Annotated in this window: 13 protein-coding genes and 1 pseudogene; 5 read left to right on the top strand and 9 right to left on the bottom strand. The window is 48.7% G+C overall.

Going from position 1 to position 15,070, the window contains the following annotated elements; translation table 11 throughout:
* Positions 1-653: 653 nt before the first annotated feature.
* The 3 genes and pseudogenes from Q0991_RS24725 (at position 654) to Q0991_RS25335 (ending at position 2,364) form a co-directional block, all read left to right on the top strand.
* A complete protein-coding gene (locus tag Q0991_RS24725) occupies positions 654-1,001 on the top strand; it encodes a hypothetical protein (protein ID WP_299493702.1) in 348 nt (115 codons plus the stop codon).
* A gap of 279 nt (positions 1,002-1,280) precedes the next feature.
* A complete protein-coding gene (locus tag Q0991_RS24720; protein ID WP_299493699.1) occupies positions 1,281-1,997 on the top strand; it encodes a sulfotransferase family 2 domain-containing protein in 717 nt (238 codons plus the stop codon).
* A gap of 140 nt (positions 1,998-2,137) precedes the next feature.
* Positions 2,138-2,364: pseudogene (locus Q0991_RS25335) on the top strand (antitoxin).
* Between the two features lie 37 nt (positions 2,365-2,401).
* Here Q0991_RS25335 and grpE read toward each other — a convergent pair.
* Genes grpE through Q0991_RS24695 form a run of 5 tightly spaced genes read right to left on the bottom strand, consistent with a single transcriptional unit; the run spans position 2,402 to position 7,402 of the window.
* Complete coding sequence (gene grpE, locus Q0991_RS24715; protein ID WP_299493697.1) at positions 2,402-2,890, bottom strand: nucleotide exchange factor GrpE; 489 nt, start codon at positions 2,888-2,890, stop codon at positions 2,402-2,404.
* Entirely contained in the window at positions 2,891-3,268 is a 378-nt protein-coding gene (locus Q0991_RS24710) for a hypothetical protein (RefSeq protein ID WP_299493695.1), read from the bottom strand.
* A gap of 2 nt (positions 3,269-3,270) precedes the next feature.
* Positions 3,271-5,025 carry a hypothetical protein gene (locus Q0991_RS24705; RefSeq protein WP_299493693.1) on the bottom strand — a complete coding sequence of 585 codons (1,755 nt, stop codon included), beginning with the start codon at positions 5,023-5,025 and terminating at the stop codon, positions 3,271-3,273.
* Positions 5,025-5,210 (bottom strand): hypothetical protein, encoded by a 186-nt coding sequence (locus Q0991_RS24700; protein ID WP_299493691.1) that lies wholly within the window; start codon positions 5,208-5,210, stop codon positions 5,025-5,027. The genes Q0991_RS24705 and Q0991_RS24700 overlap by 1 nt, the downstream gene beginning before the upstream one ends.
* Positions 5,207-7,402 carry an Hsp70 family protein gene (locus Q0991_RS24695; RefSeq protein WP_299493689.1) on the bottom strand — a complete coding sequence of 732 codons (2,196 nt, stop codon included), beginning with the start codon at positions 7,400-7,402 and terminating at the stop codon, positions 5,207-5,209. Before Q0991_RS24695 ends, Q0991_RS24700 begins: the two co-directional genes overlap by 4 nt.
* A 346-nt stretch (positions 7,403-7,748) precedes the next feature.
* Between Q0991_RS24695 and Q0991_RS24690 the strand changes: the two genes are divergently transcribed.
* Entirely contained in the window at positions 7,749-8,660 is a 912-nt protein-coding gene (locus Q0991_RS24690) for a nucleotidyltransferase domain-containing protein (protein WP_299493687.1), read from the top strand.
* 78 nt (positions 8,661-8,738) lie between these two features.
* Here Q0991_RS24690 and Q0991_RS24685 read toward each other — a convergent pair whose 3' ends face one another.
* The 3 genes from Q0991_RS24685 to Q0991_RS24675 all read right to left on the bottom strand — a co-directional run bounded on the left by Q0991_RS24685 (position 8,739) and on the right by Q0991_RS24675 (position 10,982).
* Positions 8,739-9,911 carry a response regulator gene (locus Q0991_RS24685; RefSeq protein ID WP_299493685.1) on the bottom strand — a complete coding sequence of 391 codons (1,173 nt, stop codon included), beginning with the start codon at positions 9,909-9,911 and terminating at the stop codon, positions 8,739-8,741.
* Positions 9,912-10,065: 154 nt separating this feature from the next.
* Positions 10,066-10,608, bottom strand: a complete 543-nt coding sequence (locus tag Q0991_RS24680; RefSeq protein WP_299493683.1) for a hypothetical protein — start codon at positions 10,606-10,608, stop codon at positions 10,066-10,068.
* Between the two features lie 68 nt (positions 10,609-10,676).
* A complete protein-coding gene (locus Q0991_RS24675) occupies positions 10,677-10,982 on the bottom strand; it encodes a hypothetical protein (RefSeq protein ID WP_299493680.1) in 306 nt (101 codons plus the stop codon).
* A 256-nt stretch (positions 10,983-11,238) separates the two neighbouring features.
* Between Q0991_RS24675 and Q0991_RS24670 the strand changes: the two genes are divergently transcribed.
* Positions 11,239-12,000: a nucleotidyltransferase domain-containing protein gene (locus tag Q0991_RS24670; protein WP_299493678.1), complete on the top strand. Its 762-nt coding sequence runs from the start codon at positions 11,239-11,241 to the stop codon at positions 11,998-12,000.
* On the opposite strand, the gene Q0991_RS24665 is transcribed toward Q0991_RS24670, so the two are convergent.
* On the bottom strand, positions 11,975-15,052 hold the full coding sequence (locus Q0991_RS24665; RefSeq protein ID WP_299493676.1) for a response regulator: 3,078 nt from the start codon (positions 15,050-15,052) through the stop codon (positions 11,975-11,977). The genes Q0991_RS24670 and Q0991_RS24665 overlap by 26 nt on opposite strands.
* Between the last annotated feature and the right edge of the window lie 18 nt (positions 15,053-15,070).

Raw genomic sequence — 15,070 nt, 5'->3', positions numbered from 1 at the left:
GATAGGGTAGTCGTTTCGGCCACCCTATTTTCTTTGAAATCACACTGCCCTATCTACTGCTGACTCTAGATTTGAAGTACCTTGTCATCCCCAAAGCATCTTAATACTGGTACTTATGCAGATATTTTTCCCAATAACCTGCTCCAATAGTGCTAAAAGAATCTGCTGAGATTCTATTTCTATATCGCTTCCAGATGATCAACGGCAAGTTTTTATATCGGAAAATATCTGTAAAGCTGACTTAAAATAAGACGTGCTAATTTGGAGTCAGCTCGGCACTGGTCTATTAACAGGATCTACAAGGTCAAAATCCTTTTTTTCTATGGGCTTCAGAGGAAATAGGGATCGAAAGTTCAAATGCTTATTCAATAAGGACTAAGAAAATCTAGATCCTCTTAAAAGACCAGTGCCAGTCAGCTCAGGGCTGTTTCAAGTTAACCAGAGGTCATTCAAAAGCACTAGAAATTCGTGAGATGGCAACAGTGTTATGGGAAGTCTGGTTACACAAGAATCTGGGCTTCAGATTTTCTTTCAGGAACTTGCAACAGCCCTGAGAGTCAGCTTTGTTTGAGGAGTAAACAAGTTCTAGGTGTATTTCGTGTTATGAGGAAATTTACCTCCTAACTATCGTTATTCAGATGGAGCAAAAGCATATGCCATCGTGGATCACAGCATACTGCCCAGACAGCATCAACGACGTCACACCCAAATCACTCGTAACACTTCGCGGAAATGATTTCTTGGCCCTTGCTGAGGACTACGGCGTTGCCGGTGAATTGGTGTCTCCAACATTTAAACTCTTCAAAATCGAAGAATCTAAGGACGGCTTTCAACCTGTCTACAGACCCAATGGCGAACGTCAACTAGCAATTCGATGCTGGACATCACCAGATCGGGTCGCCGAGGAGATTCCCGAGATAAAAGAATTCATTGGCGGATCAAATCCTTCTGTCGCTGCGTCGATTGCCGCTTCAAAGGCAGGGGGGCGCGATCGAACTTAGTGCCAGCCAAATGTTCGATATGGGCATTGTGTTCGCATATGAAGTCGCACGCCGGCTTGGCGTGCACAAAAACGCTCTAATCAAAGGCGTTGATGACGGTTGGTCCAAGATTGTTGGTGGTGGCTTCGTCTACCTATAACGCAACCCTTGCCTAAAGAGCAACGCGTTGAATCGGCGTGCTCAAACACATGTTTTTGTGCATATACTTTTCTGTTTTCACCGAGTTAACGCGGACGTTATGTATGTACATCAACTATTGCAGAGAAACCCAATTAAGCAATGATTATTAACCACAAGTACAAATTCATTTTTCTAAAAACGCGAAAAACAGCAGGTACAAGTATCGAAATTGCTTTGTCAAAATTCTGTGATACCCACGACGTTATTACTCCAATTTCCCAGGACGACGAAGTAACACGACAAGAAATGGGTTTTCCTGGCCCCAGGAATTATTGCATTGCCCTAAAGTATTACAGCAAGCGTGACTGGTTTAAGGCCATTCGTAAAGCAGAGCGGCATAAATTCTATAATCATGCGACCGCGAAATATATTCAGGAGCGAATACCTGCCCAAATCTGGAACAGCTACTTCAAATTTACATTCGAGCGCAGTCCTTTTGATAAAGCCATCAGTCGTTATTACTGGAGCACGGTAGATCCTAGGCCTGAAATTTCAGACTATTTGAACTCTGTAAAGACAGAGTTATTGTCGAACTGGAGCATATATACAATCAATGATCAGATCGCGGTAGATTTTGTTGGGCGCTACGAAACCCTTGATGATGATTTGGCAAAGATTAAGGACAAATTGGGGCTTTCGGGGGAGTTGAACCTACCAAGCGCAAAGAGTAAATCTCGCAAGAATCGAGAGCATTATAGCCGTGTATTGAATTCGGAAGCTCGAACTCGTATTGAGATCGTTTGCGCCAAAGAAATAGCAGCTTTGGGTTATCGTTGGAGTGAATTAGTCGGGTTAGAGAAATCAAGAGGGGCATAATATTACGCCGCCCACGGACGGCAACTCCGCTGCGCTCCATTGCTGCCGGTGAGCTTGGTCGTTAAACTTGAGCTGATCCGTATCATCTCTGCTCGTAAAGCAACCAAACGAGAACAACAACAATACCGTGAGTTTCTCTCATGAAAGAAGAATACGATTTTTCCCAATCAACCAAGAACCCTTATATCAAGAAACTCACAAAGCAAATTACAATTCGCTTAGGAGAGGCAGTTGTGAGTTACTTCAAAGATACTGGAATTCTTATCAGGGCCTGATTAACCTGTACTGCTGCATTGTCGGCCATACCAGGCGAGCCTATCAAGCCACTTTCACACTCACTTCGACCCGTACTTCTAGACCTGTGTGAGATAACATTACTAGCAAGCTATTGAGCCGGATAGCGGTTAACGCGCTGTTGGAGGAGGAGCATCAGGCTCTTGCAGTATCACCTCGGCAGGCCGCAGCAGTCGATCCTGGATATAAAATCCCTGACGGATCACTTTATAGGTCGCGTTCTCCTGTTGATTCCCATCCACAACGCGGCAGAGATTGAAATCAGGATTCTGGGGGTTCACTTCAAAGGGCTTGACCTGTCGATGTTCTAACGTCTCCAACAACTTTTTCTGCATGCTCCTCAAGGATTTTGGCAATCGCTGCCACGCCCTGGGAACGGTCTCTTGATGCTCCGCCAGATAGGTGAGCAGGAGGTCAAAACTGTCTACGAGTTCCAGAAGCTCTAGCAAGAGTGCCTCCTGAGCTGCAGCATCCTTATCTCTCTGGGTTTGGAGGGCTTGCTGGAGTGTCAGACGTTCGGACAGTAATGTAGAGAGATGCTGCACCAGCTGGTCTCGCTGTGCTGGACTGAGCCTCAAATCAGGGGAGGGTTTCGTCATCTAGGTTTGAACATTAGGAACCGAAGCCCCTACTCTCAAATCGGCAGCAGAGGGCTGGTGAGCAGAGATCTGCTTGACCAGCTCTCCAAGTTCATTCCATTCTGGATTCCATGCTAGTGGTGTGTCAGCAAAATGGAAGTGGCTAAAGTCTTCTAGCTGCGGTGGTGCGATTTGGGTAGCTAGAAGCGGCTGCGAAAAATCAGCGAGCAAGCGCTCATCTGGATTCATAAGGCATTTACGGGCTTTGGCCAGGGTTTGGGGGGAGTGCTGACGTTGACGAATGGCTTCCGCAAAGGCCTTGGGAATATCCCGAATGGGGGTGTCTGGGGTTACGCCCAGTACCTCGTAGGGATTTAGAGGGACAGCAACTTTGGACATCATTATTGACGGTGGGCTCGATCAAAGTAGGTGTGAGCCGTGGGACTACCCATTAGGTTAATCCAAAATTGGGTAAAGTCCTTCGCCATACTAACATCCCAGGAAATCGCATCAAAGTGTTGCTGACAGAGTTGATCAAGTTCTGCCATCCAGTCAGGTCGGCAGCGAATCGTTTCCTGTGCCGCTTGGAGGGGCTTTATTGCTGATCGCCACCGAGGATATCCTCCTGCTTCGATCTCCAAGTAATAACAGCCTTCCTGATAGTCTAAAAACCTTTGAGCAAAAGCTTCTGCGGCATTTTGGGGCTGACATTGGGGTTTATGTTGAATGCCCTGCCAGCGATCGCCCTCTAGGCAAGCTAAAACAGCAGACCACCAGGGCGTGTAAAGCGTTCCCCATAGCTCAGCCGGGAGCATCTCCGCCCCTTGATTTGCCCTCAAGTAACAACCCGGTGTGAGGGTCACGGTCTGGATCTGGACGCCCACAGGGGAAGATTGCCGCCACTCCAGCACCCGGGCATCTCGGCGATAAAGGGCATGAATTTGTTGATAATAGGCTGGATCTGAGTGGCGAAGGGGGCTTAGGGCATCATCAAGCTGTTGCTGAAGTTGCTGTTCTAGAGAGGCAAGGTTAACGGAGGTTTGCCAAGGAATCGACTGCACCGATGGGTCTTGCGCGAGGTTTGCGATCGCACCCATCCAAGCCACCACAAACTCTTCATAGCCCTTCGCCTCCGTCAGAACCCGGTAATAGGCTGCCAGGGCCCAATTGTGCAGTGCCCTGATCTCTAAGGATGTAGACCACTGCTGCGCGAAGATCTGAGCCGCACGCGTCCAATCCCGCTGTTGCCAGACAGCTTGTTCTAGGTGGGGATAGATGCAATGGGCCAGATTTTCATCCACAGGAGGTTGTGGACCATAGTCCTGGAGAAATTGGTGGCTGGTAGTGGCGGCAGCCATCCAATCCTGAGCCACCATTGCATCCTGGATCTTGTGCTTTGCCCGCTGTGCTTGCAGAAAAGGATCATGACGATGGACATCCAGTTTAGCCAGATCAGGGCAGGCTTGAACGGCTTGTTTCCAGTGACCCAACTGGGCCTGGGCAAATCCTCTTGCACGGGCCGCTTGTGGATGGGTTATCCCTTTGAGGACTTTGATTGCTGCCATCCAGTCTTGCTGATCAAGGGCGATTATTCCCAGCCGCGACTGACATTCAGCTCGCCACTGAGGGGCTACCGCCATTGCGTGGCGATAGTGCTCGGTGGCCAGCGACCAGTCTTGGGCTTGCTCTGCCAGGAGACCTAAGTTGAAAAAATCCTGACCGGCTAGGGTTTGGGTAAGCCAATCGAGGAGTGGTTTCCCCTTCGGTGTAGGGAAATCCTGATGGACAGGTTCAAATAGGGTCAGCGCTTCCTGAAATTTCCCTTGGGTGATGAGCTGGTGGGTGAGTTGAAATGCAGCTTCATAGGCCGACTCTGCCTGGATTTCCCAGTTTACGAGCTGTTTCTTGATGTCCCTGAGTAAATCGGATAGTAGCCAACGTCGAGCCTGTTTTTCAATGGCGTGATCGGCGGGATACCAGTCATTGATGATGCTTTCGCCCAGCTTTAGGGCCTTGATATATCGATGTTGGTGGGCCTGTTGTTGGGCTTGAGTTGCCGTTTGTCGAGTCTGCCGAATTTTGCGACGCAGTTGAGCAACACTCATCCCGAAGAGACGGCGAGTAAGGCGGTTGAACCAGCGTTGGAACCACTTCATCAAACCATCCAGCCCATCACCCCCAGCAGGAGCACAATGACAAGGGCCAGGAGCCATTTCCTCTGCGGCTCAGCAACTTCTGGAAGTGTCATCAGTAATCGAATCGAAGAGAGATCCGTTTCGCAGTTAGGGCAGATGTTACCATCAATGGCCGTGCGATCGCACACGGGACACGTCAACTTCATTGACTCAGCTCCGTGCGAATTCGTGCAGTGGGAGGATGGCGGTTGAGCCAGTATTCCACCGCGGGTAACATCTCAGTTTGAATCTGATCGGCCTGGGGCCAATCCTGACGCTGGAGCGCTACAACAAGCTGCTCTTTCTGGTCATTGAGGGTGCTGCCCTGCAGGGGGGAGTCTTGATTGGCGTTGTAAATCGCAGTCCGGCAGCGCTGTAAAAACAGAACGCGATCAGGGAGGCGATGATACTCCTGCGCGGCCTCTTGAATGCCAACCTGCATCGCGGCAAGATCTTTGCGGAAGATAGCTTCCCGCAGTTGCTCCGCGATCTGACGCAATCGCTCCTGCTGATCGGGTGGAATGATAAAGCTATAGGTCTGCACCCAAAAATCACATTCATAGGCCCAGGTCGATGCCTGACTGGATTCATCGTCCAGCCGAGACTTGAGGGCTTCGTGTTCCTGGAGGGCGCGATCTCGCAAATCCGGTCGTTCCTCACCTGTTTTGGCATCAATAATCTCGTTGGAGAGTCGCACCACTTGACTAACCTGCTGGCTCAATAGCCGAACTTGGTCTGCTGACAATTGTCGGGCGTTCAGATCGCGAATTAATTCGTCCAATTCATCATTGATTTTTTCATCGACTCCGCCCCGAGAACAGCGGCTACTGACCTTTGTCTCTGGTTCATTTTTGAGGACTGCCGTTACCTGCAAATCCCCCATCTGTTCGTCGAGTTCTAGGGTCACCAGCACCTCCGTTCCTTTCGGATGGCGCTTGTGTAGCGGCAGCCAGATTTTGCCAATGGTTTCCATGATGTCCTGACTATCGTCGCGATTCAGCAACTCCAAGCCAATCAACTGCTGATCATCCACCACCGTTTTGAAGGTTTGGATGGTGAGTACCGGCAGGACCGCTCCTTGGCTGATTACTTTGTGTGGCCCCTCCACCAACTGCACAAAATAATCGCGGGAGACCGTCCCCACGCGCTCCGTCAGACCGGAAGATACAATGGCTGCGCCTTCTGCCACTGCACTCATGGGGCGAGGATGCACCACCACTTTCTCGGTGCCAAATTCTGCCTGCACCAGCTGCTGCACCAACGGAATCTGAGAGGAGCCCCCCACCATCAAAACCACATCAACGAGATCGGGCGTGTAGCCAGCAGAGCGAATGGCATCCTGGGCGATTGCAAGGGTCGGTTCAACCATGGGGTGAATCATCGCTTCAAAGCGATCGCGAGGGAGTTCCACATCGACCATGAGCGGCATTCCCAGCGGATCGAGAAGGGGGGTAGGGGGGACGATATGAACCGACGGGGCGGAACTCAACGCCACCTTGGCCCATTCCGCAGCAATTTTTAGATCGGCCAGAAAGCGAAGGCGCTGAAAGGCTGGCATCTGATGGATAAGGGCTTCTAGATCTTCAATCTCCTCCTGTTGGGCCACCTCGGCTTTGACATACTCAATAATTTTTTGATCGATGTCATCGCCGCCTAGCCACAAATTACCGGCCTTGCCTAGTTCAATAAACTGGTTGTCACTGATCGTCAGCAAAGAGGCATCAAAGGTGCCGCCGCCATAGTCGAAGACTAGAATCGTTTTGACCTCGCTAGCTTCATCCGGTCGAAAGCCATAGGAAATAGCCGCCGCCGTTGGCTCGGGTAGTAATTCCATGGGGTCGAGATGGGCACGCACTGCTGCTGTACGGGTGGCGTAGCGTTGTTTGTCATTGAAATAGGCCGGTACGGTGATAACTGCCTTTGTAATGGCTTGGCGTTGACCGAGCTTGGCTTGAAAGGCTTGGGCATTGGCCACCACTTTTTTGAGGATGGCGGCAGAAATATCCTCAGGTTGATACTGCTGGTCTCCCAAATTAATGACTAAGCTATGCTCAGTGCCCGTTTTCGCTTGGGTGATCTGATAGTTTAGGTGGGTCTGCTGTCGGTGCACCTCAGGATCCGAGATGCTACGTCCCATCAGTCGTTTCACAGACACCACCACATTTGCAGGGTCAGCGCGGAGTTGATGATAGGCCGCTTGCCCCGCAATCAGTTGTTGGTCATTGAGGGTCACTGCTGAGCGCGTCAATTGTCGCTCGGGAGGCGTATTGTCTGGCGCGGTAACCACCTCAACCTCAGCAAACTTAAAAGCTGCGACGGAATTCGTTGTGCCTAGGTCGATGCCAACAATCTCCCCCATGGGACCTCCTGATCACAATGTTTTTCCATCATAAACAAAACATTGCTGGGCTCACGGGGTCGAAAAAAGGAGCCTATTGCCGCTCGCACCCAGCGATAAATTGGGGATGAAATTGAAGCTGAGCAGACCTTCCGAATCAGGGTGCAAGAACAGCTACAGCAACAATCACAAAGTCAAACCTTAAGGTTACGGATTAAAGTCTATTGGAGTATGGATCTGTACAGGAAGATCCGGCTACGGATAGCTTGAGTTGAGGATTAAAGCCTTGCTACATTCGTCCTCGAAGCGTATTGTAGTATACGCACTACAATAACAATACTCACAGCAGCCAGCAAACGAATTGATCATGCAGCCTCAACTCGTTGTGCCTCTAGGAACTCAAGTGGTCACTCGGGTTGATGCTTGCACCGAGTCGGGAACCTGTCTTGCTGGAGCCGTTGGCAAGATTGTCAAAGCCCCCACCGATAATTCCCATTCCTACGAGATTGAGTTGCCCGATGGCCGTTGTTTAAGTTTACAACGACAACAGTTTAGCCTGCGCAAACAGTACCAAACTCAGGGATTAGAGCAAAACTCGGATTTTTTAGCAGACTACAATTTGCAAGACTACGTGATTTATCGCTGTGTAGTTGGGTCGCGGGCCTATGGTTTGGATGACTCGTTTTCCGATTGCGATCGCAGAGGTATCTATCTCCCCCCAGCCCCCCTCCACTGGTCTCTCTATGGCCTCCCGGAGCAAATTGAGGATAAACCGGCTCAAGAATGCTATTGGGAACTGCAAAAGTTCCTTTTACTGGCTCTCAAAGCCAATCCCAATGTGTTGGAATGTCTCTATTCTCCCCTGATTGAAACAGCAACGCCCTTGGCCCTTGCATTGCTGGATCAGTGCCAGATGTTTTTATCCCGATTGGTCTATCAAACCTACAATGGCTATGCCCTCTCCCAATTCAAAAAAATGGAGCAGGATTTACGGTCCAAAGGCCAGATCCGCTGGAAGCATGCCATGCATCTGATTCGGCTGCTCTTGTCTGGCATTACCGTCCTTAAAGAAGGGTTTGTTCCTGTTGATATGCGTGACTATCGCGACAAACTTTTGGGGATAAAATATCAGCATTGGACTTGGCCTCAAGTGGATCAATGGCGACTCCAACTTCACCAGGACTTTGAACAAGCCTTCGCCCACACTCAACTCCCGGAACGGCCTAACTATGAGCAAGCCAATGCCTTTTTGATCAAAGCACGACAAAGCATGGTGTAAGACCCCAGTGAGATCTGGGCAGGGCGATGTTAGGCGCAACGATAAATATGGTGCTTGCCCAATACGGTGCTTGCGACATTACGCAGCGGCCAAATGCTGTTCTCCTTCAACAAATTGTTGAATCAGATCCTTTAGCTGGGATTGAAAGGATTTGATTTCAGATATCCCCAAGGGCTTCGTGAGAAATTCACACCCGCTCCACTGGGCACGCCATTTGTTGGATAATTTTTGCTCACCCGTCAGGATCACAAGGGGAATCGAAGCAATTCTGCTCTGTTGGCGAATCTGCTTCACCAATTCAAATCCAGTGATGCCAGGCATATTGATATCAATAAATACCATGGACGGATTGACCTTATGAATTTTGTCAACAGCCTTTTCAGACTCTTGGCATGCAATCACTTGGTGCCCTAGGGCTCTCACGAGATGATCGAATTGTTTAATCAGGAGCTGTGAATCATCAATAATCATGACGGGAGCACAATCAGATTGCATCGGCCTTTCAATCTCAACCAGCTCTAATTGCACCCATTGGGCAAAGAGCGAGGCAACTTCTAAGGGGTCTTTGCCCATTGCCACAGAAATTTGTTCTAGGGATTTTTCATGTCGAGAGATTCGGTCTAACCATTTACGGTGCAGCGGCGGTAAGTCAGTCTGATTCAATATCTTAGTATTAACAATTGGAATCCCATCCATAGAGAGAATCAAGGGCTTGATGAGTTCCCATTTCTTTTGACGGACCAACCCTTCACTGACAATTTCATGCCCCGAAAACCCCAGCAGGGGATCAATCGAGTCGAGTTGGGCGTCAGGGAAAAAATGGGCATTCCCTTGTTCCGCCGCTAATAGATGATCCATCTGGAGCAGAATTTTCTGTTTTAAGGCTTGCCTCAATTCTTTGGGGGTGATGATTCGCTTTAAGAGCATGTCGGTCATCACGGTGCAGATCGAAACACTATCCTGCTGTAAATTTGCAGCCCACTCTGAAAAATAGGATTTGTATTTCTCCTGCCGAGCTGACAAATTAAACCGTTTAATGGTTCGTAAGAAGGACTCACCACTCAAGCGATGACGACCCGCATAGCATAAGGTGCCTGAGTCATTAATCCCTAAGTAAGCGGCCTGCGGATGAGGATGAGTGGAATTGCCGAGATTGAATTGCCAATATCCATTTTGTGAGGATTGAATGGCTGTCAAGATTTGACTGACCAATTCCTGCTTTTTAAAGGAGAAAGAATTAAGATTGCTCATGTAGTGATTACCTGAAATCTTTGAGTCTTGAAAACGGCATAGGTCGAACTAATTTTACTAAGAGAACGCTATGCTCTTATAGTATCGATGAATGTAGATAGCAGCAAAAATATTGCAGATATGAGTATGCGAAAAAGATGGAAAACCTCTCAGTCTAAGCAGCCGCCATCAACGGACTAGAATTCAACAATATTTGTTCAGCTTTCCATAAACAGTGAACTTCCATTAGATTGATGCCAAAATGGACGCGCAGGTCATGAATCGGTTGATCGCTATACTGGTCGAAATTAACCTTATGGATATTTTGAAACTTTACTTTTTGACCATACATAAAACCAAAATCGAAAGCCCGCATATGGAAGCTATTAAACTGATAAGCATCGGGAAAGCAAATTTTAGAGAATAGTTTATAAATAGAAATATGATGGTTGCCAATATTGGCACAGTTCCCCATGGTGTAGCCAATCACGAATGCTTCATCAAAGAGGGACATCCCTCGGTTAAGCAGCAGATGTATACAATCATGTCCTCTCAGATCGACACTTCCAGGCAAAGAGATAGGACTGCTTGGATTCTCAATTAACCAAACAGATAAGGGGATGTCAGCTTGTTGATCTTTGACAAATTTTTGATATGCATCTCCGAGCTTCATCCCGCCAATATCTGAATCAGCCGTTAAGGCACATAAAGGGGACACCGTTGTATTGGAGGTTTCTTTACTATTAGAATTAGTCTGTTGAGGATGTGATTTTCCCTCATGTATATTTAGTACAGCAACCATCGATAAATCCCAAAGCAGTCTACAAAAATAAAGAGTGATGCTGCATACATCATCAAGCCCTTGTTGCCAGCAATTGAGCTAGATATAAATATCTGGCTTGAACTCAATGCCAAGAGGATAAAACCATATTTGCTAACCTCAGTATTGGAGGAGAGCATAACGCCTCCTGCCACAGCACAAACACTACTTGAAAACTTAAGAAAGTTACCGATAAATGAATTCTTCCCTTTGCCAAATAGCAGGTTGTCCGCCCAAGAAAATTGATTGTTCTGCCCTAGTCGTTCTTGCATTTTAGTTATTTATTTTGGATCTCAGTAAACCAAGCGTATTGCGTTTGAATTTTGTGCTTTTGGATACAATTGATTTACCCTCTTCTAGAATAAAAATTAATTCACTGATCATCCTCCGTATAATTTCGGTTTTTTATCCTGTTTGATTTGTGGGGGATAACCTAATTTTTGCGAAATTCCCCTGAGGGGTGTCTTGAACGTCTATGATGTTCTCTACAGCGACTGAACCGCATCAACTTGAGATACCTGGGAACGGATGAGATTTGAGCTACCATCACAGTTTCAGGAAGTATTAACGAAACAGCCTTCCCCGCTTTTGTTTGCCACGATTAGTGGTGCCCACTTATATGGGTTTCCCTCTGCTGATTCTGACTATGACTTGCGAGGCGTTCATATCCTGCCATTAAGGGATGTGATTGGTCTGCAGATGGGACCAGAAACCCGCGAAATTTCCTCAGAACAGATGGGAATAGAGCTGGATCTTGTGACGCATGATGTCAAAAAATTTATCGGGCTGTTGCTAAAGCGGAATGGCTATGTGCTAGAACAGCTCTACTCGCCGCTGATTGTGCAGTCATCGCCTGAGCATGATGCCCTGAAAGCGATCGCAACCCGTTGCATCACCCGTCACCACAGCCATCACTATCTAGGATTTGTTCGCACGCAATGGCGGTTGTTTACCCAAGACTCTCCAGCCTGGGTAAAGCCGTTGCTATATGTCTTTCGAGTCTTGTTAACGGGGATTCACCTGATGCAAACGGGTGAGATTGAGGCCAACTTAAGGCATCTAAATGAGAAATTTCAACTGGCCTATATTCCAGCGTTGATTGCCCAAAAGGTTTCAGGCACTGAACAGACCTTTATTGCAGAGCGTGAGCAGACGTTCTACCACACCGAATACAATCGGCTTGTACAGCGGTTAGAAAATGCCAGTCAGTCTAGCTCTCTCCCCGATAGCCCTTCTGCTGCAGCTGATCTGCATGACTGGTTGATCAACATTCGGCTGGCTGCTGGCTGAGATGGGTTTTGACACGATTAATCAGCTCTGGCGTTGAGAACCCTTTATTCAAATAGTCGTTCGCGCCTAACCGCTCAGCCTCTTTGCCCCATTCTTCCGAGAGGCGGGACGACACCACCAGAATTGGCATCTCCATATTGGCCTGTCGACAGCGATCGATCAAGGTAAACCCATCCATGTTGGGCATTTCCACGTCGGTAATCATCATATCGGGTGTTCCATTCGCTTGCAGCCACTGCCAAGCTTCCTGACCATCACTGCAGGTAAATGTGGCGAATCCGTAAGTATTGAGACTACTCTCCAGTCGCCGACGCATCAGAGCAGCATCATCCACCACCAAAATCGTTTGAATGCCCTCAGAAACCGTTGCGGTGGTATTCTCCTGCACTTTGCTGGTTTGCGGCTGTTGAGTCGCCAAGGACTGAGCCAGCTCAATTGGGTTTAATACGCTCAGTAATTGACCATCTGCCTGTAAACTTACGCCTAACAAAGCGGGTGGGCTGACTAGCGGATGAGGCAGCGGCTGAATTAATAGCTCTTCTTGTCCCAACAAATCATTCGCGATTAACCAGACATCTTGATGGTTGGGTAAAGATAGGCGGACACAAATAGCTGTATCGGAAAGTTGCGTTGGTTCATGCCAAAATGCTGCCAACCCGTAGCCCGGGGCAGAGCCTCCTGCCATTGAAAGCTGCCAGGTTAGTTCGCCTTCTTGAGGGGGCTGCAATTGGGTTACGTCAGCCATCATCGTCTCCCGAATGTCATCTGTGGGTAACGCGACGATTCGCTCTCCCACATTGAGCAAGACACAAGGGACCAATAACTGTGGTGCCGGAATTTCAATAATAAACGTTGTGCCTTGCCCCAACTGCGTGTCGAGATGGAGCTGACCCCCAATACTGGCAATTTGGCTGGCGACCACATCCATCCCCACCCCTCGACCGGATACTTCACTCACGGCACTACGAGAGCTAAATCCGGGTTGGCAGAGGACAGCGATCAGGTCAGCAGCCGTTTGGGTTTGAGTGAGGGCAAAACCTCGCTCTTGAGCAATCTGGCTAATTCTTTGCGCATCAATGCCCTGACCATCGTCCTGCAGCAACAGCCTGTATAGATTCCCTCGCCGCTCCAAAGTCATTTGAATCGTGGCTTGAATGGGTTTACCGCGCTGCAATCGCTCGTCCATGGTCTCGATGCCGTGGTCATAGGCATTGCGGAGTAAGTGCAAAAGGGCGGGTTCTAGCTGCTGAACCACCCCTGCATCCAGTTCGATCTGCTCGCCTTTGATTTCTAGACGGGCAGGTTTATCATAGCGATTGGTCAAATCTCGAAGAATGGCTCTCGCTCGAAGGGTGAGTTTGTTGAAGGGAACCAGACGACTCATCTCAATGCCGTCTTTGAGCTGTGAGATGTTGCGACTGAGCTTACCGAGGCTACTGACGGTTTGTTGAGAAGTTCCTTCCAGCTCAGCACCGAGCTCAGACATCCGCAAAATATTTTCCAAAAGACGGTTAATCGTCGTGTAACCCTGACGGTAACGCTCCATCGAAACACCACTGTCAGAGTCTTGCACGTCACTAATATCCCGCAATAGGGCGTAGTCATCTTGGAGCTGTCGCAGCCTAGAAATATATTCAGCGCTTTCTTGCGTAAGGGCTGTTAATTGGGCTAATTGGGCTTGCAGGGTAGATGACTTATTAAAGGAAGATCGAGCTGTTAGGAGGGTTTCAACCACTTGTTGAGAGGATTGATTGAGGCGGTCCAGAGGGACTGGGATTTTGATACCCCGCTGGGGATGGGGTGTGCGGACGGGTGCGGGAGTTGTCGTGGATTCTAGCTGTGGAAGTAGTCCGGGTAGTGTGGCGGTCGGATCAACCAGATCCACTACACCAACGGATAGGTCTTCATTCTCAGACAGATCGATTGGACCCAGATCGAACTCAAGCAGACTATCAAAGTCCATATCATCAGCGTCTGCCAGGAACTCATCGGACAGATCAGCAATGTCATCCAAATCAGCGATGTTATCAAGACTGACTGGCTTTAGATCAGCGGCTTGGCTTTCGCTGGGGCTAAAACTGGAGAAGGTCGGTTCAGGGGATATCTCTGGTGTCATTGCGTCCAGATCCAAGTCATCGAAACTCAGATCAACCGCTACATCCAAGTCTTCAAAACTGATATCTGAACCCAAGTCGATTTCAGGGGGAGGTGCCAAGGCTGATTCGGCATCGGATAGAGACGATAGGACTGAGCTAGCTTTTTCTGGGAGCCCTGCCGTGAGAGTGGAAAACATCTCTTGCTGTTCCGGGGTTAGCTGACCACTTTGCTTGGCACAATGCTTGAGCAACTCAAAGTAAATGGGCCATTGTTGACGCCAGAGATCGACGAGGGAAATCTGAGTAAGCTGTGTTGCCCCCTCCAACAAGGTCGACCAGTCTTCCGCCAACTGCAGATCCTGGCCAATTTGTCGAAGTTGGGTCAGCATTTGCTGAGCAATAGTCAGCGTTTGTGCTGGAATGCTTTGGTCACCGAGTTGGTTAATCGCCATTTCCAGGTCTAGGATCACGAGGTCAAACCCTTGCTCAGCAAATTCCTGGTGAACTTGGGTCAACTCATCCCAGTTAGGAAGATATTGGAGTTGAATCTTCTCATGGAGTGTTTTAATACGATTAACGGTGGGCAGCACAGCGGTCTGAGCATTTGGCCCCGACAATTGTAAACAACTGCCCAGAAGTTCCCCTGCCTCTGATAGCATCCGGTGCAAGGCGCCATCTTCCAAAGGAGGTGCATCTTCTAAGTACCGTAAATCAGACAGTAGATCTTCTAAAACCATAGCTGTCTGAAGCACTGCGTCTGCTCCCACCGTTACAGCGCTACCTTTAATCGTGTGAATCGCTCGATAAATATTCTGGATATCTGCTACCCAGGAGGCAGGGTTGAGCTGTTGCGCAAGCTGAAAATAGGTTTGCAGATGTTCTTGACTGTCAATCTCGAACATGGCTTGCAGTTCCTTCTGCAGTTCAGCTTCAGGATCACTGCTCGAAACAGGCATGGATTCAGAATAGGAGAA

Source organism: Acaryochloris sp. IP29b_bin.137, assembly GCF_028285745.1.
In the GTDB taxonomy this organism is placed as follows: Bacteria; Cyanobacteriota; Cyanobacteriia; order Thermosynechococcales; family Thermosynechococcaceae; genus Acaryochloris.
This window is presented reverse-complemented; position numbering and strand designations above follow the sequence as displayed.

What these genes read in the sequence shown, in the direction of transcription:
- Q0991_RS24695 (WP_299493689.1), bottom strand. Translation starts at nt 7,402, where the DNA reads ATGGGGGAGATTGTTGGCATCGACCTAGGCACAACGAATTCCGTCGCA.
- Q0991_RS24675 (WP_299493680.1), bottom strand. Translation starts at nt 10,982, where the DNA reads ATGCAAGAACGACTAGGGCAGAACAATCAATTTTCTTGGGCGGACAAC.
- Q0991_RS24670 (WP_299493678.1), top strand. Translation starts at nt 11,239, where the DNA reads ATGAGATTTGAGCTACCATCACAGTTTCAGGAAGTATTAACGAAACAG.
- Q0991_RS24685 (WP_299493685.1), bottom strand. Translation starts at nt 9,911, where the DNA reads ATGAGCAATCTTAATTCTTTCTCCTTTAAAAAGCAGGAATTGGTCAGT.
- grpE (WP_299493697.1), bottom strand. Translation starts at nt 2,890, where the DNA reads ATGACGAAACCCTCCCCTGATTTGAGGCTCAGTCCAGCACAGCGAGAC.
- Q0991_RS24705 (WP_299493693.1), bottom strand. Translation starts at nt 5,025, where the DNA reads ATGAAGTGGTTCCAACGCTGGTTCAACCGCCTTACTCGCCGTCTCTTC.
- Q0991_RS24690 (WP_299493687.1), top strand. Translation starts at nt 7,749, where the DNA reads ATGCAGCCTCAACTCGTTGTGCCTCTAGGAACTCAAGTGGTCACTCGG.
- Q0991_RS24725 (WP_299493702.1), top strand. Translation starts at nt 654, where the DNA reads ATGCCATCGTGGATCACAGCATACTGCCCAGACAGCATCAACGACGTC.
- Q0991_RS24665 (WP_299493676.1), bottom strand. Translation starts at nt 15,052, where the DNA reads ATGCCTGTTTCGAGCAGTGATCCTGAAGCTGAACTGCAGAAGGAACTG.
- Q0991_RS24710 (WP_299493695.1), bottom strand. Translation starts at nt 3,268, where the DNA reads ATGTCCAAAGTTGCTGTCCCTCTAAATCCCTACGAGGTACTGGGCGTA.
- Q0991_RS24700 (WP_299493691.1), bottom strand. Translation starts at nt 5,210, where the DNA reads ATGAAGTTGACGTGTCCCGTGTGCGATCGCACGGCCATTGATGGTAAC.
- Q0991_RS24720 (WP_299493699.1), top strand. Translation starts at nt 1,281, where the DNA reads ATGATTATTAACCACAAGTACAAATTCATTTTTCTAAAAACGCGAAAA.